This is a genomic window from Allobosea sp. 47.2.35, assembly GCF_024655635.1.
GTDB lineage: Bacteria > Pseudomonadota > Alphaproteobacteria > Rhizobiales > Beijerinckiaceae > Allobosea.
The window spans coordinates 1-17,675 of sequence record NZ_JANLGI010000024.1; the positions used below are offsets into that span (position 1 = coordinate 1).

The 17,675-nt window shown below is 58.7% G+C and carries 15 protein-coding genes; 7 read left to right on the top strand and 8 right to left on the bottom strand.

Going from position 1 to position 17,675, the window contains the following annotated elements:
- Positions 1 to 68 precede the first annotated feature (68 nt).
- Positions 69 to 431: a hypothetical protein gene (locus tag NUV79_RS21915; RefSeq protein ID WP_257735192.1), complete on the top strand. Its 363-nt coding sequence runs from the start codon at positions 69 to 71 to the stop codon at positions 429 to 431.
- 48 nt (positions 432 to 479) lie between these two features.
- Here the strand turns inward: NUV79_RS21915 and NUV79_RS21920 are convergent, their stop codons facing one another.
- Positions 480 to 920 (bottom strand): hypothetical protein, encoded by a 441-nt coding sequence (locus NUV79_RS21920; RefSeq protein ID WP_257735193.1) that lies wholly within the window; start codon positions 918 to 920, stop codon positions 480 to 482.
- A 271-nt stretch (positions 921 to 1,191) separates the two neighbouring features.
- On the opposite strand from NUV79_RS21920, the gene NUV79_RS21925 reads away from it, so the two are divergent.
- Positions 1,192 to 2,169 carry an HNH endonuclease gene (locus NUV79_RS21925; protein ID WP_257735194.1) on the top strand — a complete coding sequence of 326 codons (978 nt, stop codon included), beginning with the start codon at positions 1,192 to 1,194 and terminating at the stop codon, positions 2,167 to 2,169.
- A 285-nt stretch (positions 2,170 to 2,454) separates the two neighbouring features.
- Here NUV79_RS21925 and NUV79_RS21930 read toward each other — a convergent pair whose 3' ends face one another.
- The 7 genes from NUV79_RS21930 to NUV79_RS21955 form a co-directional block, all read right to left on the bottom strand.
- On the bottom strand, positions 2,455 to 2,649 hold the full coding sequence (locus tag NUV79_RS21930; RefSeq protein ID WP_257735195.1) for a hypothetical protein: 195 nt from the start codon (positions 2,647 to 2,649) through the stop codon (positions 2,455 to 2,457).
- Entirely contained in the window at positions 2,650 to 3,123 is a 474-nt protein-coding gene (locus tag NUV79_RS21935; protein WP_257735196.1) for an HD domain-containing protein, read from the bottom strand.
- 29 nt (positions 3,124 to 3,152) lie between these two features.
- Complete coding sequence (locus NUV79_RS25325; RefSeq protein ID WP_374679314.1) at positions 3,153 to 3,341, bottom strand: ribbon-helix-helix domain-containing protein; 189 nt, start codon at positions 3,339 to 3,341, stop codon at positions 3,153 to 3,155.
- Between the two features lie 121 nt (positions 3,342 to 3,462).
- Positions 3,463 to 5,880 carry a DEAD/DEAH box helicase family protein gene (locus NUV79_RS21940; RefSeq protein ID WP_257735197.1) on the bottom strand — a complete coding sequence of 806 codons (2,418 nt, stop codon included), beginning with the start codon at positions 5,878 to 5,880 and terminating at the stop codon, positions 3,463 to 3,465.
- Positions 5,881 to 6,357: 477 nt separating this feature from the next.
- Positions 6,358 to 6,573, bottom strand: coding sequence for a helix-turn-helix domain-containing protein (locus NUV79_RS21945; RefSeq protein WP_257735198.1), 216 nt, complete (start codon positions 6,571 to 6,573; stop codon positions 6,358 to 6,360).
- A 450-nt stretch (positions 6,574 to 7,023) separates the two neighbouring features.
- Complete coding sequence (locus NUV79_RS21950) at positions 7,024 to 8,271, bottom strand: tyrosine-type recombinase/integrase (RefSeq protein WP_257735199.1); 1,248 nt, start codon at positions 8,269 to 8,271, stop codon at positions 7,024 to 7,026.
- Positions 8,272 to 8,533: 262 nt separating this feature from the next.
- Positions 8,534 to 8,992, bottom strand: a complete 459-nt coding sequence (locus NUV79_RS21955; RefSeq protein WP_257735237.1) for an Lrp/AsnC family transcriptional regulator — start codon at positions 8,990 to 8,992, stop codon at positions 8,534 to 8,536.
- Between the two features lie 163 nt (positions 8,993 to 9,155).
- On the opposite strand from NUV79_RS21955, the gene putA reads away from it, so the two are divergent.
- The 5 genes from putA (at position 9,156) to NUV79_RS21980 (ending at position 17,673) form a co-directional block, all read left to right on the top strand.
- Entirely contained in the window at positions 9,156 to 12,857 is a 3,702-nt protein-coding gene (gene putA, locus NUV79_RS21960; protein WP_257735200.1) for a trifunctional transcriptional regulator/proline dehydrogenase/L-glutamate gamma-semialdehyde dehydrogenase, read from the top strand.
- Positions 12,858 to 12,947: 90 nt separating this feature from the next.
- Entirely contained in the window at positions 12,948 to 13,955 is a 1,008-nt protein-coding gene (lhpH, locus tag NUV79_RS21965; protein WP_257735201.1) for a trans-3-hydroxy-L-proline dehydratase, read from the top strand.
- A 145-nt stretch (positions 13,956 to 14,100) separates the two neighbouring features.
- Positions 14,101 to 14,784 (top strand): GntR family transcriptional regulator, encoded by a 684-nt coding sequence (locus NUV79_RS21970; protein ID WP_257735202.1) that lies wholly within the window; start codon positions 14,101 to 14,103, stop codon positions 14,782 to 14,784.
- Between the two features lies 1 nt (position 14,785).
- Positions 14,786 to 16,225 carry an aldehyde dehydrogenase family protein gene (locus tag NUV79_RS21975; RefSeq protein ID WP_257735203.1) on the top strand — a complete coding sequence of 480 codons (1,440 nt, stop codon included), beginning with the start codon at positions 14,786 to 14,788 and terminating at the stop codon, positions 16,223 to 16,225.
- Between the two features lie 56 nt (positions 16,226 to 16,281).
- Entirely contained in the window at positions 16,282 to 17,673 is a 1,392-nt protein-coding gene (locus NUV79_RS21980; RefSeq protein WP_257735204.1) for an amidase, read from the top strand.
- The last annotated feature ends 2 nt before the right edge of the window (positions 17,674 to 17,675 follow it).

The following is a 17,675-nucleotide window of genomic DNA, read 5'->3' on the forward strand; positions in this document are numbered from 1 at the left end:
AAGGGGGGCTAGCCTTCAACGCGATAAGGGGGCTGCGCTTCAATGCGATTTGACACATCTTAGCCGTCATGCTAAAGTTGACAGTGTTTTTGGTCGATAATGCCTATGCCCAAATGCCAGGCTCTCCATACCTGGAAAGCGGCATCGCCAAATGCAGCGCCCCCGGCACCTCGATTGACTTCCAATTAGACGGAAACGGCAGCGCTCGTGTCTTAAAGAGCGCATCCAACTACGATGGGTTTCGTAGCGCCGCCCGTATCAAGGTTTGGCGAGTCTCGCGAGTCGAGAAAGATGGTAAGCACCTAATTGTATTCGACAACGGCAAAAATTCCCGAATTATGACTTTGGCTGGAAGCCAAAAATCAATGGGTTTCATCGCCGATGGTGGAGTATCGGATATGCTCTGCCAGATCTTGGTACAGGCGCGCTAAAATCGGTGAGAACGCGACGTTGCGGCGCCGCGTTGAATTGTCTTCCGGTCAGTCATTCATCTGATAAGTTCTAAGCGCGTTACCGCAGAGCTTGCCATTATCGGTCATCATGCATTTTGCCGACTTTTGTACACCGCGACTCTTTGGCGGGCAGAATTTATCGTAGATCGAATAATATCCAGCGTTCATAGGTTTTGCTCTTACCGCGTTATCCCGCGCAGCCCAAGTCAAAAGCTTATAATTACCGTCTTCTTCGATATGAATGCTTCCGGGATTGGCACATTCGATGCGGATTTCATATTTAGTGACATCTCCGCGCTCTCCAACTCGGATGCCTTGTATATGCCCACTATAGGTAGGGGTTCTTTTATCGACCGATAGCGTTTTCATAACGACAAAGCCGTACCCACCGAATTTTCCAACCTCTGTGAATGCTCCAGCATTAGTGGATGCTAGGCAGAGAGCAGCGACAGTAATCCATTTATCCATTTTACTACTCCTACTTTTTCTCCAATCTAGCGCTTCCCTTTTACGTCGATTCGCTCCCAACACCATAGGCATCGAGGTCAGGCGAGGAGATTGCGCGTGGCCACGCTGGCACATCGCGCTCCCTCTCGTTCTACTTTAAATGGTCAGGCGTGCTGCCATACGCACCACTTGGGTGCCGCCAAGCTCTTGGTTGGTTCGCTAGACGAAGAGGTGGCTTGGCGAGAATTCCTCCGATGAGCTAGGTGTGTAGGCATGGTCTTGGAGATGCCTGATGCGATACGCGTTTGCTCGAGTTGTCCATAACGATCACGATTGGATTCGCCCGTCTCCTCATCGTCTGAATTCCAGAATTGACAAGGGATACCTTGCGGAAAACGGGTATGGCTTTGAGGATTGGAATTTTAGCAAGGATATTTCTTCAGACGGATTCTGTTACGGATATCACAGATACGCCCCTCAAGATCGATCCAGTCTCTTTAACTTAGCCTTTGCCACCTACGACAAGGTTCACGGGTGGTTGCTTGTCGGCTGGTATGAGGGGGCGGAATACGTCGAAGCAGGATCAAATTTCAGCTCAGATATTTTGAATGCTCGTGCAGGTCATCTCACGGAACTGGACGCCAAAGGTTCTTTAGGTGGAAAATTAAGCGGCCTCAATCAGAAGCAGATTGCATATAATTTACGCAAATCTCAGACGTCGTGGAGTTGGAAGGTCTCGCCGTCGAATATGCATCGACTGCAATTTCCGATACCAGTTCCCGCCGAATTCACATTCGGATTTGGTAAGTACTTCACAACGGCGAAATTTATTGATGAAATTAGATGGAACCAGCTTCGATCTATCGCATATGAATATTTAGATAAGAAATCTCAATCAGATTATAATGAAGGAGGCGAGGTTGAATTCCCTGAGGGAAAATCATACCAAGTATCTCACTTCGAGCGAGAAAGGAGTCAGAAATTAGTATCGCTCGCCAAAGCGAAATTTAAAAAGAAGCATGGCAGATTATTCTGCGAGGCCTGCGGATTCAGCTTTGGCAACGTTTATGGCGGTATCGGGGATGATTTTATTGAGATGCATCATTTGATCCCGGTTTCGGAATTATCAGAAGGCTCCAAGACCAAATTGAGTGACGTGGTGCTAGTTTGCTCCAATTGCCATCGTATGCTTCATCGGCATCGTCCATGGATAACTTCGGTTGATAAGCTGAAATTCATCATGAAAAACGCAAAATATTCTGAGAAGTAGCATTCATGCGTTCTCCTGCGGCGATAGAGGCAGAGCCAGGAGACGGGCATTGCGGCTAATCATTGATGCCCTGAAGGCAGTTTTCCGTAAGCTCGGCTCCTAATCCATAAGCGTCGCAGCTTGGGCAGATGGAGTATATGCGTTTCATTGAGGGCGGTGATCCCTCGCGTATCGATGCCGGCAGGCTCGGCGATTTCAAGGCCGGCTTTATGACCTGAATAGCCTCTGCCAACAGCCTCCCTGGAATGCCGACGAGCGAGGAGCCGCACCTAGCGCAGAATCTCGTCACTGCTTAAGCTGGCCGGGCTCGGGAGCATCATCAGGGACCTCATGAAGAGGCGTGACCCTGCATAACATGGCCAAAGACCCCATCAGGGCATGGAATATGAAATCCCGCTGCTCCTGGTCCGTGGCCATCAGGACGGTCTTTCCATCCGAGTCGAAAACCACATCGTTGTCGTCCTGAATCGTAATCCGCATTTATTCTCCCTGAGATTGCTCTGGCATGGCTGCAGAGGGCTCGAGGCGGTTCAGGCGCTGCATGGCCCCCTCATATTTGGCAAGGAGCCTACCGGCCTTCTCTGAGGGTAGAAGAGCTATCCTGGATGCATCCATGTTATCCCTGAGATCGGCAATCTTCACCGGACGTGCCAACTCATTGGAAGCAGCGCGATCCAGGAATGCCTCGTAGCTCTCGCCGTCCTGCCTTGAGAGAGCGACGATGGCGTCGACAATCGCGTTGGAGAAGCCCTCATTCAGCAGGGCATCTGCCGTGATGTTGGTATCTTCGATGACATCGTGCAGGACGGCGATGATGGCTCTAGTTTCGTCCCCCGAACGGATGAAATCCAGAGCCACGCGCATTGGATGGGCAATGTACGGATTACCAGCCTTGTCGGATTGATCCTTATGGGCGATGGCGGCCAGATCGATTGCCCTTTCAAGGGTGCCCATTGAAGTTATCTCCCTATTCTGAGATCGGTTTAACCCGGTGCACCCTGTTTCGAAGACCTGTCCCTATTATCGAGATAGAGTCTGATCGCTTTTCTGATCAGGAAATTCCGGGATGCACCGGTTTCAATCGTAATTCGGCTAAGGCGCTCAACCAAATCCTCGTCACACAGGATTTCAACGCGCGCCCTCTGGTTATTCAATTGCAAGGCATTCTCCATATCCCGTCTAATACCGGCATAAAGATATTTATCGTAAAATAAACAGTGGGGCTAAATCCGATCAATTTATCGAATCTAATAAATGGACTCGATAATATTTCCGCATATCAACAAATAAGGCCTATCTCCTTTTCTTTATGAGTAGACGATCAAGCTGAGATAGCAGCTTATTTCTTTCTCTAGCTCTGGAGATGAGATGCGCCTCATCCGTCATGATCTCTCTGATTCTTTCGAAACGAAATCTTTTATTGACAAGGGCAAAATACAGGGCACTCCATCCTGCATCTCGCTTGTGAGGGACATTTCCCTCAGTGCGCCAGCGTTGGATATCTTCCTCGAAATCCTCCTCGACTGATGGACGATAAGTCCTCTCTGAAGCCGCCTTCTCGACCAGTTCGTGCAGATTTTCAGGGACATCCTCGAAGCTGATCCAACTTCTTGGGTCGAGCAAACCGCGTTCAGGACCACGAAATTCTAGGAAGAAGCTCCCATCAGGATGCGCAGCCTGACATGGGAGGTACATCATGTCTGACGGCCACTTTTTGTTGTCAAACCCATGCTTCTCGAACCCATGAGACTTCAAGCTATCGAAAATGCGGGATATGATTTCTCGGTAGCAATCCGGAGGCATGACGGTTTGGGTAGGGATATAAGCACGCCACCTCGGATTATCGGGAGTGCTAGAGAATGTATTAAAAATGTAGATCTCGAATCCGGACATGATAGAGGCAAATGCTTCAGGCGAAATTCCTCCGCCATCATTGTCGAGAATAAGGCCATTTGCTAGAACGAAATTATTGTGCTTCCTCATGCTTTCCGAATTGGGCGCAGGAAGTCCGAGCGTTAGAACACAATTGTCTTCCTTTTTGGCATATTTGATTTTCGAATACTCCTTCAGTTTTTCAATGAAAATAGCGTGGTCATCGGCAAAGATGTAATGTTTAGGAAATTTACTATATGTGTTTTCCCAAATCGTTGCATAAAAACGTGTTACTTTATCTTTATTAGATATATAAGGCGTTTCATCACATGAATTGTGACAATTTTCGCCTTCTTCCGACTGATTTTCTTCAATCCAACTAATCAGGTGCTCGTATAGACCATGATATGAAACGCTGGACATACGATCTCGATATGCCTTCATTTTCTCGCTATTCGACGAATGAATCCTTGGTCTCCCTACTTTGCGCTTTGCTTCATCTGGAAGCTCGATACCAAGCCACTCAATCGATGAACCATGGAAGATCGCCTGCAACCATTCAGCCAAGCCCCTATCAGGAACCACTATGATCTGATCTTCCGTTCCATCGGCCCTGCGAATTCCCCCTCTCAACACGGCTTGATAAGCCACGTTGTAATAAAAATCTCGACGAATTTCTTCGTAATTGAGGCCCAAGAAATTTAAGAATGCTCGATATTGCGGAGTGGGATTCAAGGCTGACAAGAATACCACCATGTTCTTGCCCATGTAATCATTGAGGCCATGAGGCGAGTTCGGCAACCTGATGGCGTTGGGCGAATTGTTAAAAATGAATTCCTGATCTAGGTTGGCAAGAAACAGGAATTCATTTCCGTTTGCCATCTCGACAGATTTTTCGATTAAGGGTTCTAGGAGTTCATTTTCGAATTCATCTCGGATATATTTCGACCAATTTCGATCAAAGCCATAATATATTTTTATGCGCTCGCAGTTCGGGTGAAACGAGTATTGCAACTCCGGTAAGGTCTCATATCTGAATTTCACGCCTTCCTTGCTCCAAAGGGAAACCAAATTGCTGTCGGCGATATGCGCTCCCGCCATCCTGACGCTTTTGAACCCAGCGCAGATCGAGGGTTTCAGCTTAGCGAATAGCATGGCTTCAGATTTCCCATCCGCCAGTCCATTCAGCAGATTGGAATAATGTTCGGAATGAACATATGTGTCCCAATGCGGCGATGTCAGAAGATTCAATGATTTAGCGAAAGGTTCTAGGCCAGCATCTGTTTTGGCATTTTTACGCAATTCGCTGGCTCCGGCAGGATCCGCTATCAGCAACTCTGACCAGATATGATCCCTCGGTGAGGTCTTCAGGTGATCTGTCAAGTTTCGATGGGTTTCAGGAAATTTCAAGGCTTCCATACGATGAGGCTGCAAGACCTCGTCGATAAAGAGGTGCCATCTCGAAGCCTGAAAGAAGTAGGGAATTCGTTCGAAGGACGCACGGGTTATGAACAATATTTTCCCTTCAGCATCCGATTCTCGAAGGTATTTCATGATCGACGCGACCGTCGATTTGATCACATCCGAATCGATTCTGCGGATTTCCGCTCCGTTTTCTAGCTTGGGGAATTTTTCGATTGTTTTGGAGATCAATTCCTTCGTTGGTTGAACGAATATGATCGCTTCGCCTTTGTTAGCCATTTTGGCTGCTATTTGGCATAGGGAACGTGTTTTACCAGAGCCAGCAGGAGCGTCATGTAGTATTATAGTTCCTCTATCGATTGGTACGTCGCAATTGTTGATTTCCTCGGATTGAATATCGGTGTGGTCTTCAAACATTTATTTTTCCTTTTATTGAGTAAATTTCTGAATTGCCGACGCCTATTCAAAGACGGTCGGCTGTTGTTGTGTGCATCGAAATATCGGTGCTGCGCGCTGGTTCGCTTGAGGTTTTCGATCCCATTTGGGATCGCCCCGACAGCCGAGTGTCGGCGGATCGAGTTTCAGCTTCGCGGTTTGGTTTCGTGCCCGCCTCGTCGCAGGGATCGAGAGGCGGCTATCCTCTCAATCGTCTCGCAGCCCGGTTCGAACCAAGCCGCTTCTCGATGGATCTGGCCGGGTTGAGGGCGGAACAGCGTATCGGCGCAGCGGCAGCAAATATCCTCGCTGACCTCAAACCGAGATCAGCCCGAAAAGTGGCGACCTTTACGCCGCGCACATCGGAGGCTCACTGGACGGCTTTCTCGCCGGTCGATGTTCCAGGAAAGGGATCACCATCCCATCTAGATGCGATCTGTCGACCGAGCCTGGTTCCAACTAAGCCGCGAGTTTCTCCGGTTCCCACAGTGGCAGGGCTTCCAGCCATGCAACTGCGTCGACATGGAGCACGATAGTTTTGCCGCCGGCCTTTCTGGCCTTCAAGCGACCGGCTCCGATCTCTTCCCAAATAACAGATTTTCCTCGCCCGCAAATCCTAGCGAGGTCCTTGATGTCATATGCCAGAGGGGTGATATCCATATAATTCGTCTTCATCTCTAAAATTTCCTTCTAAATCGAGTTCCTTTCGGGAGTTGGCAATGAGAACCGCAGCAATCTTTGAATGAGTAGATGTTGTTCAGATCATCAATCCTGTTTCTTATCTAGCATAAGTTTATTTCGGTGTGAATATGTTTTCTTGTTCGCAAATAAATTAAAACAACTCGAGATATCTATGATATATTATAGTATACAGAATTAATATCAAATTATGAATCTTGCGTAATCCTGGTTATGCGCGTATTGTGATCGGTGTGTGATTGATTCAGGCTATTCTTGGTTTTTATCCTAATAATAATATTGTATTGTTTTATCAATTATTTATTTTTGCCGTCATCGTCGATGGTGCGCGCGGGCAAGTCATATTTGCGGCCAACCCAAGCGCGCCTTGCTAACCTGCGGATTTCTATAGGGGCGAGCCACCTGCAATCCTGACAGCTAGTTGCCCTACTTGGTTCGATCTGGTTTCGGGAGGCGGTTTTTCGCTTTCAGCTGCTTGGGTGTTGTCGCTTCTCCCGAAAGGAATTTTGCCCACGCATCCATCAGCTTTCGGCGCTTATCAAGCGAATCGCCGCGTCGATAGGCTCGTTCAGTCTCATCGCCGACCACATGGGCAAGCGCGGTCTCGGCCAACTCTCGAGGGAAATCTGTCGTTTCCCCAGCCCAATCGCGAAAGGAACTACGAAATCCGTGCACGGTGATATCCGGTCGCTCCATCCTCTCGAGGAGATTCAGCATCGCCATGTTTGAGAGCGGCTTACCCTTCTTTTGGCCGGGGAAGACGTGATCTCCCTTCTTCAGCAGCTCCATCTCATCGAGGATTGCGAGGGCGCGCTCACCCAAAGGAACGCGATGCTCCTTGCCCGCCTTCATACGGGAGCCAGGAATAATCCACACGGCTCCTTTCCGCTGGATCTCGTTCCATTGTGCCCCAATCACCTCCCCCGTTCGAGATGCGCAAAGGATCGTGAATTCTAAGGCTAAGGCCGAAACAGCGCGGCGCTTTCGGAGGTTGACCATAAAGGCTGGCATCTCCTGATACGGCAATGCCGGGTGGTGGCCTCGGTTCAGTCTTTTTCGTTTTGTGAGTAATTTATCGAGGTGTCCGCGCCATCTGGCGGGGTTTTCCCCTGTTCGCAGCCCCATAGCTTTCGCAGCATCCAAGACGCGCTCAATGCGGCCCCGAAGGCGAGATGCTGTCTCAGGCTTTGTGGTCCATATGGGCCTCAGGACATCGAGTACGTGCTCGGTTTCGACGTTATTGATAGCGAGTGGGCTGAGTGCGGCAGCATAGACCTTAAGTGTCTGCGTCCATTGCCAACGATGCTTCTCGTTCCGGAATTCGCTTATGATGCTTTGAACCCACGTGTCGGCAAATTCCCCAAAGGTCTGCGCGCTGCCTTCAGTGGATTGTGACGCTGCCTTTTCGCGTTTACGGGCCTCGATTGGATTGGTGCCATCTCTCACTTGGCGGCGAGCGTCTATCGTTTTTTCTCTGGCCTCGGCTAGGGACACACCGGGGAAGCCGCCAAGACCCATCTCTTTGTGCTTCCCCTCCCACCGAAAGATGTAAAGCCATCTCTTTGCCCCGCTCGGATCGACGATGAGATAGAGCCCATTGCCGTCTCCATATCGCCCCGCCTTCGAGGTCTTTTGAATCGAGAGGGCGGAGAGCTTATTCACTGCGCGGGCCATTCGTACCCCAAAATTTACCCCAACAACTGCGGTGGATTGATATGGAGAGCGTCGTCCAGAAACAAGCTCCGGCTATGTGAAAATGCCGGATTTTGTTGGAATACTGGCTGAGAATGGCCGGCTATGGACGGTAGCTTGGCGGACCTCAGCTCCACCAAGGCCTTCCTTCGAGACGCTGATGCCGAGCCACTCTTGGTGAGTGGCTGTGCGCGGATTCCGTCCCTCCCGACGCTTGATGCCGTCCGGTCATGCTGGTGGGCTGTCACCAGGTTTCCTTGACCGTCTCCATGGCGACATTGGTCGAGGTGTTCGCGACATGGGGCAGGTTCGAGATCTTCTCGCCCAGCACGGCCCGGTAGCGCCGGATGTCAGGCGTCCTGATCTTGAGGAGATAGTCGAAACGCCCGGCGATCATGTGGCACTCCTCGACCTCCCTGATCTTCTTGACCTCCTCGTTGAATTTCGAGAGTGCCTTTTCCGTGGTATCGGACAGCTTCACCTCGGCAAAGGCGATGTGGTCGAGCTTGAGCTTCGCCGGATTGAGCGTTGCCCGGAAACCCTCGATATAACCGTCATCGACGAGCCGGCGGAAGCGGATCTGGCAGGGCGTCTTGGAGAGGCCGATCCGTGCGCCAAGCTCTGCGATTGAAATCCGGCCGTCCTCGCGGAGGACGTCGAGGATCTTCCGATCGAGCGCGTCCAAATCGCCTTCGTTTGGCATTTCCTTAGGCTTCTTCACTTGCAATCTCCAAATCTGAAGTCCGAATGGACTTCAGGATAGCGAAGATTGGACCGCCTGAGAATCGGGCTCATGATAAGCTCCGCGCAAGAACGGGAGAGGGGGTGCCCTCGGCCCGTCACGTTCGAACCTGCCGGGACAAGCCATGAGCCAAGCCACCGCTTCCGCCGTCGCCACCGCCACCAGCCCGGCGCCCTTCACGGGCTTCGCCCCGCCGATCCGCGAGCAGTCGCCGCTGCGTCAGGCGATCACCGCCGCCTATCGCCGGCCCGAGACCGAATGCCTGCCGCCTTTGCTGGCGGCCGCGAAGCTCGCGCCGGCGAGCAAGCAGGAGATCGCGCGCACGGGGCGCAAGCTGATCGAGGCGCTGCGGGCCAAGCACAAGGGCACCGGCGTCGAGGGGCTGGTCCAGGAATATTCGCTCTCCAGCCAGGAAGGCGTCGCGCTGATGTGCCTCGCCGAAGCTCTGCTGCGCATTCCGGACACGGCGACGCGCGATGCGCTGATCCGCGACAAGATCGCCGATGGCGACTGGAAGTCGCATGTCGGCGGCGGCAAGTCGCTCTTCGTCAATGCCGCGACCTGGGGCCTCGTCGTCACCGGCAAGCTGACCTCCACCGTCAATGACCGCAGCCTCGCCGCCGCCCTGACGCGCCTCATCGCCCGTGCGGGCGAGCCGGTAATCCGGCGCGGCGTCGACATGGCGATGCGGATGATGGGCGAGCAGTTCGTCACCGGCGAGACGATCGACGAGGCGCTGAAGCGCGCCCGCCCGCTCGAGGCGCGGGGCTTCCGCTATTCCTATGACATGCTCGGTGAGGCCGCGACGACCGCCGCCGACGCCGCCCGCTATTACCGCGACTACGAGAACGCGATCCATGCTATTGGCCGGGCCGCCAACGGGCGCGGCGTCTATGAAGGTCCGGGCATCTCGATCAAGCTCTCGGCGCTGCATCCGCGCTATAGCCGCGCCCAGGCCGGCCGCGTGATGAGCGAATTGCTGCCGCTCGTGCGCGAGCTCGCGCTGATCGCCAAGAGCTACGATATCGGCCTCAACATCGATGCCGAGGAAGCCGACCGGCTGGAGCTCTCGCTCGACCTGCTGGAGGCGCTGAGCTTCGACAACGCGCTGCAGGGCTGGAACGGCCTCGGCTTCGTGGTGCAGGCCTATGGCAAGCGCTGCCCCTTCGTGCTCGACTGGATCATCGATCTCGCCCGCCGCTCCGGCCGGCGCATGATGGTGCGCCTGGTCAAGGGCGCCTATTGGGACGCCGAGATCAAGCGAGCCCAGGTCGACGGGCTCGCCGATTTCCCGGTCTATACCCGCAAGGTCCACACCGACGTCGCCTATGTCGCCTGCGCCCGCAAGTTGCTGGCGGCCCCCGACGCGATCTTCCCGCAATTCGCGACGCATAACGCCCAGACGCTGGCGACGATCTATCATCTCGCCGGCAGCGACTTCGCGGTCGGCAAATACGAGTTCCAGTGCCTGCACGGCATGGGCGAGCCGCTCTATGACGAGGTCGTCGGCCAGGACAATCTCGACCGGCCCTGCCGCATCTATGCGCCGGTCGGCACCCATGAGACGCTGCTCGCCTATCTCGTTCGCCGCCTGCTCGAGAACGGCGCGAACTCCTCCTTCGTCAACCGTATCTCCGACCCGAAGGTGACGATCGACTCGCTCGTTGCCGACCCCGTCGATGTCGTCGAGGCGATGCCGGTCATCGGCATGCTGCACGACCAGATCGCGCTGCCGGAGAATCTCTACGGTGCCGATCGCACCAATTCTGGGGGTATCGACCTCTCGAACGAGGCGGCTTTGGCCGAGCTGGCCGGCAATCTCGCCGCGACAGTCGGGCAGAACTGGCATGCGGTGCCGCTGCTGGCGGATAACTCGACTGCGGGCACGACGCGGCCGATCCTCAACCCGGCGGATCATTCCGATGTCGTCGGACAGGTCACCGAGCTTGCGGTCGAGGATGCCCAGAAGATTGCGCGCCTCGCCGCCGAGGGCAGCAAGGCCTGGGCCGCCGTGTCCCCGGCCGAGCGCGCCGCCTGCCTCGACCGCGCCGCCGACATCATGCAGGCGCGCATCGAGACACTGATGGGCATCGCCATGCGCGAGGCCGGCAAATCGGCCGCCAATGCGATCAGCGAGGTGCGCGAGGCCATCGACTTCCTCCGCTACTATGCCGATCAGGCGCGCAAGACGCTGGGGCCGGCGCATGCGCCGCTCGGGCCGATCGTCTGCATCAGCCCGTGGAACTTCCCGCTGGCGATCTTCACGGGCCAGGTCGCGGCGGCGCTCGTCGCCGGCAATGCGGTGATGGCGAAGCCCGCCGGCGTCACGCCGATCATCGCGCATGAGAGCGTCAGGATCCTGCACGAGGCCGGCGTCCCGCGTGGTGCCTTGCAGTTCACGCCCGGCAGCGGACGTTTCGGTGCGGCGATGATCGCGGCACCGGAGACTGCGGGCGTGATGTTCACCGGCTCGACCGAGGTCGCGCGCGGCATCCAGGCGCAGTTGGCCGAGCGCCTTTCGACTGAGGGCAAGCCGATCCCGCTGATCGCCGAGACCGGCGGCCAGAACGGCATGATCGTCGATTCCTCGGCGCTGGCCGAGCAGGTCGTCGCCGATGTCATCGCCTCGGCCTTCGACAGCGCCGGCCAGCGCTGCTCGGCTCTACGCGTGCTCTGTCTGCAGCAGGATATCGCCGACCGGACGCTGCACATGCTTCAGGGCGCGCTGAAGGAACTGACCATCGGCCGCACCGACAAGCTCAGCGTCGATATCGGCCCGGTGATCAGCGAGGGTGCCCAGCGCGAGATCGACGATCATGTCGCGCGCATGCGCGGCCTTGGCCGCAAGGTCGAGCAGCTCCCGCTGCCGGACGCCGCGGCGAAGGGCACCTTCGTGCCGCCGACCATCGTCGAATTGAAGAGCCTATCCGACCTGAAGCGCGAGGTCTTCGGCCCCGTGCTCCACGTCATCCGCTATCAGCGCGACGATCTCGACAAGCTGATCGACGAGGTCAACGGCTCCGGCTACGGCCTGACCTTCGGCCTGCATACGCGGCTCGACGAGACGATCGCCCATGTCACCAGCCGCATCAAGGCGGGCAATCTCTACGTGAACCGCAACATCATCGGCGCGGTGGTCGGGGTGCAGCCCTTCGGCGGGCGCGGGCTTTCCGGCACCGGGCCGAAGGCGGGCGGACCGCTCTATATCGGCCGCCTCGTGCGCAAGGCGCCGATCCCGCCGCAGCACAGCTCGATCCATACCGATCCGGCCGTGCTCGAATATGCCGCCTGGCTCGCGGGCAAGGGGCTGAGCACTGAGGCGAACACCGCCCGCGAGATCGGCGGCCATTCGGCACTCGGTCTCCATGTCGAGCTGGCCGGCCCGGTCGGTGAGCGCAATCTCTATGCGCTGCATCCACGCGGCCGCATCCTGCTCGTGCCGCAGACCGAAGCCGGCCTCTACCAGCAGGTCGCGGCGGCGCTGGCGACGGGCAACCAGCTCGTCATCGATTCGGCCTCCGGGCTGAAGGGCGCTCTCTCGGGCCTGCCGGCGAGTGTCGAAGCCCGCATCGGCTGGACCTCGGACTGGGAGGCCGACGGCCCGTTCTCCGGCGCGCTGGTCGAGGGTGATACCCAACGGATCGGCGAGGTGAACCGCCGCATCGCCCAGCTTTCCGGCCCGCTCGTGCTGGTCCAGGCGGCGAGCACGGAAGAGCTGAAGCGCGATCCGGACGCCTATTGCCTGAACTGGCTGCTGGAGGAGGTTTCGACCTCGATCAACACCACAGCGGCCGGCGGCAATGCCAGCTTGATGACCATCGGCTGAGCCGAAGAATGCGCGTTCAGGCGTTACCCTTGCGGGCGGCGCCTGAACCTGCTCAAGGCTGTCCGGGACACAGCGGCACCAGGGGGAATTATGCAGGCCGATCGCGTCATCCAGACCGTCGAGGCTCATACCGGCGGCGAGCCTTTCCGGATCGTGACCAGCGGCTTGCCGCGATTGCCCGGTAAGACGATCGTTCAGCGCCGCGACTGGGTGAAGAACAATATCGACGAGATCCGGCAGGCGCTGATCTTCGAGCCGCGCGGCCATGCCGACATGTATGCGGGCTACCTGACCGAGCCGGTCTCAGCCCAAGCCGATTTCGGCATCATCTTCGTGCATAACGAGGGCTATAGCGACCATTGCGGCCATGGTGTCATCGCGCTCGCGACCGCGGCCGTCGAGCTCGGCTGGGTCGAGCGCACGGAGCCGGAGACGCGGGTCGGGATCGATGCGCCCTGCGGCTTCATCGAGGCCTTCGTGACCTGGGACGGGAAGCGCGCCGCCAGCGTGCGCTTCGTCAACGTGCCCTCCTATCTGGTTCATCGCGACGTCAGCGTCGAGACGCCGAGCTTCGGCAAGGTCACCGGCGACATCGCCTTCGGCGGTGCCTTCTATTTTTACACGGATGGCCGCCCCTTCGGCCTCGCGATCCGGCGCGAGAATGCCGAGGCGCTGATCCGCTTCGGCGCCGAGGTAAAGATCGCCGCCAACAAGGCCTTCCCGGTCGTGCACCCGGACATACCGGAGCTGAACCATATCTACGGCACGATTATCGATGGCGATCCGCTCGACCCGAAGGCAACGCAGGCCAATTGCTGCATCTTCGCCGACCGGCAGCTCGATCGCTCGCCGACAGGCTCCGGCACGGCCGGGCGCACCGCGCTGCTCCATGCCAAGGGGCTGCTGAAGCCCGGTCAGGTTCTGGTCAACGAATCCATCGTCGGCTCGATCATGACGGGCCGTGTCCTGCAGGAGACCAGGCTCGGAGAGATCGAGGCGATCATCCCGGAAGTCTCGGGCAGCGCGCATCTCTGCGGCCAGGCGACATGGTTCATCGACCGCGACGACCCGCTGCGGCACGGCTTCCTGCTACGATAGCGCGCCCGAATGCCCTGGCGTCTCCGGGGTTGAATTGTCCATTCCGGCCGAAGGGCATGCCCTGCGCGAGGGGGCGCCCAGCCGCGCGCTTGCATTGACAGCTTCTGTATCCTGGATACCATTTTCGGCGATTGTGGAGACGTCGATGGGCCAGGTGCTCGCATGGCGCAGCCAGTCGCGCCTGCTCGACGAAGTGGCGCAGGCCCTGCGCGAACGCATCTATGCCGGGGTCTACGCGCCCGGCGCAACGCTCAGGCAGGAGCGGATCGCGGCCGAGTTCGGCATCAGCCGGACGCCGCTGCGCGAGGCCTTCCGTGTGCTGGAGCGCGACGGGCTCGTCGTGAACAAGCCGGGCAGCGGGGTCAGGGTGGCGACGGCCGATCTGCCGAAACTGCTTGATGCCTATGCCGTGCGCGAGGCGATGGACGGTGTCGCGGCGCGCCATGCCGCCGAGCGCGCGACGGCCGCCCAAATCAGGGAGCTGGCGAAGCTGGTCGAGCGTCAGCGCAAGCTGATCGCGGACTGGAACGCGAGTGACTATTCCCAGTCGAATATCGATTTCCATCTGGCGATCATCGATGCGGCCGGGAATGCCTCTTTGCCGCCACTCGTGCCGCTGCTGCACCTGACCTCCCAGGTTTTCGCGCCGGCCTTCGCACTGTCCTGCGAGCGGGCCGCCGCCGCGGTCGCCGAGCACGGCGACATTCTCGACGCCATCCGGAAGCGCCAGCCCGACGACGCCGAGCGCGTCGCGCGGGCTCATATCCATGCGACGGCTGTCCGCCTCAAGGCGCAGCTCGCCGAAAAGCAGAAACCCATCGAGGCCTGACGTGAAGACCTACCGGAATTTCATTGCCAATGAATGGCGCGACGCCGTGGACGGCGAGCATATCGACGTCCGCAATCCCTCGACCGGGCAGGTCTTCGCGAAGCTCGCGCGCGGCCGCAGCGAGGATATCGATCTGGCGGTCGCTGCCGCCCGGCAGGCGCTCTCCGGCGAATGGGGCCGCCTGACCGCGGCGGAGCGCGGCCGCGTCCTCGCCCGGATCGCGACCGGCGTGCTTGCAAATATCGACCTCCTTACCGAGACCGAGGCGCGCGATGTCGGCAAGCCGCTGACGCAGGCGCGGGCCGATGTCGTGGCACTGGCGCGCTATCTCGAATTCTACGGCGCCTCGGCCGACAAGGTGCATGGCGACACCATTCCCTACCAGAACGGCTTCACCGTCCTGACGATCTACGAGCCGCATGGCGTCACCGGGCACATCATCCCGTGGAACTATCCCATGCAGATCCTCGGGCGCAGCCTCGGCGCGGCGCTGGCCATGGGCAATGCCGCCGTCGTCAAGCCGGCGGAGGAGGCCTGCCTCACCATCCTGGAGTTCGCGCGGATCGCGCAGGAGGCCGGCCTGCCGGCGGGTGCGCTGAACATCGTCACGGGCTTCGGCGCGGAAGCCGGCGCGGCGCTCTCCGCGCATACCGATATCAACCACATCTCCTTCACCGGCTCGGCCCGGACGGGCGAGATGGTGCAGGCGGCCGCAGCCCGCAACGCCGTGCCGGTGACGCTGGAACTCGGCGGCAAATCGGCCCAGGTCGTCTTCGCCGATGCCGATCTCGACCGTGCCGTGCCCTTTCTCGTCAATGCCGGCATCCAGAATGCCGGCCAGACCTGCTCGGCCTCCTCGCGCATCCTCGTCGAGCGTTCCGTCTATGAGGATGTGATCGCGCGGATGAGCGAGAAGTACCGCGCGCTCAAGGTTGGGCCGGCCGAGGCCGATCTCTCCGTCGGCCCCGTGGTCTCGCAGCGTCAGAAGGTGATCGTGGAGGATTTCCTCGGCGTTGCCCATAAGGACGGCCTGAAAGTCGCGGCGCAGGGCATGATCGTCTCGGAGGCGCCGTCAGAGGGTGCCTATGTCGCGCCGACCCTGCTGCGCGATGTCCCACCCGATCACAAGCTGGCACAGGAAGAAATCTTCGGCCCGGTGCAGGTGATCATGCCCTTCGACACCGAGGAGGAGGCGCTCGCGCTTGCCAACGGGACGCCCTACGGGCTGGTCTGCGGCATCTGGACGAGCGATGGCGGCCGGCAGTTGCGGATGGCGCGGGCCGCGCATGCGGGCCAGGTCTTCATCAATAATTACGGGGCCGGCGGCGGCGTGGAGCTTCCCTTCGGCGGCGTCAAGAAATCCGGCCATGGCCGGGAGAAGGGTTTCGAGGCCCTTTACGGTTTCGCCAGCATGAAGACCATTTCGATCTTCCACGGGTGAAGGCGTTTCCGCGGCCTCCGCGGCCGTGGGAAGCCGGACAGGACGAGAGCTGCTCCATGACCGACCTTGCCGATCTGAGCGCGGTTGCGCTTGTCGAAGCCTATCGCGCCCGCAGGCTTTCGCCGGTCGAGGTCGTCGACGCCGTCATCCAGCGCATCGACGCCTGGGAGCCGCAGCTCAACGCGCTCTGGGCCTATGATCCGGACGCCGCGCGCGCGAGTGCGCGGCAATCCGAGGCGCGCTGGGCCAAGGGCGAACCGCTGGGCGCGATCGACGGCGTGCCCCTCACGATCAAGGAGAACATCGCGACCAAGGGGACGCCGGTCCCGCTCGGCACGGCCGCGATGACATTGGTGCCGGCCGTCGCCGATGCGCCTCCGGCCGCGCGGACGCGGGAGGCGGGCGGGGTGCTCCTCGCCAAGACGACCATGCCCGATTACGGCATGCTCTCCTCCGGCCTGTCGAGCTTCCACAAGCTCGCGCGCAATCCATGGGACCTTTCGACCAATCCGGGCGGGTCCAGCGCCGGAGCTGGGGCCGCGGCGGCGGCCGGCTATGGCCCGCTCCATATCGGCACCGATATCGGCGGCTCGATCCGCCTGCCGGCCGGCTGGTGTGGCCTCGTCGGCCTGAAGCCTTCGGCCGGGCGCCTGCCGATCGATCCGCCCTTCATTGGGCGCGTCGCCGGGCCGATGACGCGCACCGTCGCTGATGCCGCGCTCTACATGTCGGTGCTGGCGAAGCCCGACCGGCGCGACACGATGGCGCTGCCCTATCAGGCACTTGACTGGCTCGACCTTGCGAGGCCGGTGAAGGGCCTGAAGATCGGCCTGTGGCTGGAGGCCGGCTTCGGACAGGAGGTTGGCTCCGAAACGCTCGCGGCGGTGCAGGGCGCGGCAGCTCAGCTGGCGGATGCCGGCGCGACCATCGTGCCGATCAAGCCCTTCCTGACGCGCGCCATGATCGACGGGCTCGACCGCTTCTGGCGGGCACGGGGTTACGAGGATGTTTCCCGTCTGCCGCCGGAACAGCAGGCCAAGATCCTGCCCTATATCTTCAACTGGATCGTGACCGCCAAGGACTTCACGGGCGGAGACGTCTATTCCGGCTTCGCCCAGATCGAGGCGATGCGTAACGCGCTCCACGCCGCGCTCAAGGACGTCGATTTCATCATCTCGCCGACGGCGCCGGAACCGTCCTATCCGGCGGAATGGGCCTCGCCCTTCAACGACCCGCAAAGGCCGTTCGAGCACATCGCTTTCACAGTCGCGGCCAATATGGGCGGCCAGCCGGCCGTCTCGATCAATTGCGGCTATTCCGGCGGCGGCCTGCCGATCGGCCTCCAGATCATCGGACAGGCCTTCGACGATCTCGGCGTACTCCGCCTGGCGCGCGCCTATGAGGAGATGCGCGCGCCGTCGCGGCCCTGGCCGAAGCTCGCGGGCTGAGT

Bases quoted from the DNA above. Each gene is read 5' to 3' on its own strand.
- NUV79_RS21915 (WP_257735192.1), top strand. From the start codon at position 69: ATGCTAAAGTTGACAGTGTTTTTGGTCGATAATGCCTATGCCCAAATG.
- NUV79_RS21920 (WP_257735193.1), bottom strand. From the start codon at position 920: ATGGATAAATGGATTACTGTCGCTGCTCTCTGCCTAGCATCCACTAAT.
- NUV79_RS21925 (WP_257735194.1), top strand. From the start codon at position 1,192: ATGCGATACGCGTTTGCTCGAGTTGTCCATAACGATCACGATTGGATT.
- NUV79_RS21930 (WP_257735195.1), bottom strand. From the start codon at position 2,649: ATGCGGATTACGATTCAGGACGACAACGATGTGGTTTTCGACTCGGAT.
- NUV79_RS21935 (WP_257735196.1), bottom strand. From the start codon at position 3,123: ATGGGCACCCTTGAAAGGGCAATCGATCTGGCCGCCATCGCCCATAAG.
- NUV79_RS25325 (WP_374679314.1), bottom strand. From the start codon at position 3,341: ATGGAGAATGCCTTGCAATTGAATAACCAGAGGGCGCGCGTTGAAATC.
- NUV79_RS21940 (WP_257735197.1), bottom strand. From the start codon at position 5,880: ATGTTTGAAGACCACACCGATATTCAATCCGAGGAAATCAACAATTGC.
- NUV79_RS21945 (WP_257735198.1), bottom strand. From the start codon at position 6,573: ATGAAGACGAATTATATGGATATCACCCCTCTGGCATATGACATCAAG.
- NUV79_RS21950 (WP_257735199.1), bottom strand. From the start codon at position 8,271: ATGGCCCGCGCAGTGAATAAGCTCTCCGCCCTCTCGATTCAAAAGACC.
- NUV79_RS21955 (WP_257735237.1), bottom strand. From the start codon at position 8,992: ATGCCAAACGAAGGCGATTTGGACGCGCTCGATCGGAAGATCCTCGAC.
- putA (WP_257735200.1), top strand. From the start codon at position 9,156: ATGAGCCAAGCCACCGCTTCCGCCGTCGCCACCGCCACCAGCCCGGCG.
- lhpH (WP_257735201.1), top strand. From the start codon at position 12,948: ATGCAGGCCGATCGCGTCATCCAGACCGTCGAGGCTCATACCGGCGGC.
- NUV79_RS21970 (WP_257735202.1), top strand. From the start codon at position 14,101: ATGGGCCAGGTGCTCGCATGGCGCAGCCAGTCGCGCCTGCTCGACGAA.
- NUV79_RS21980 (WP_257735204.1), top strand. From the start codon at position 16,282: ATGACCGACCTTGCCGATCTGAGCGCGGTTGCGCTTGTCGAAGCCTAT.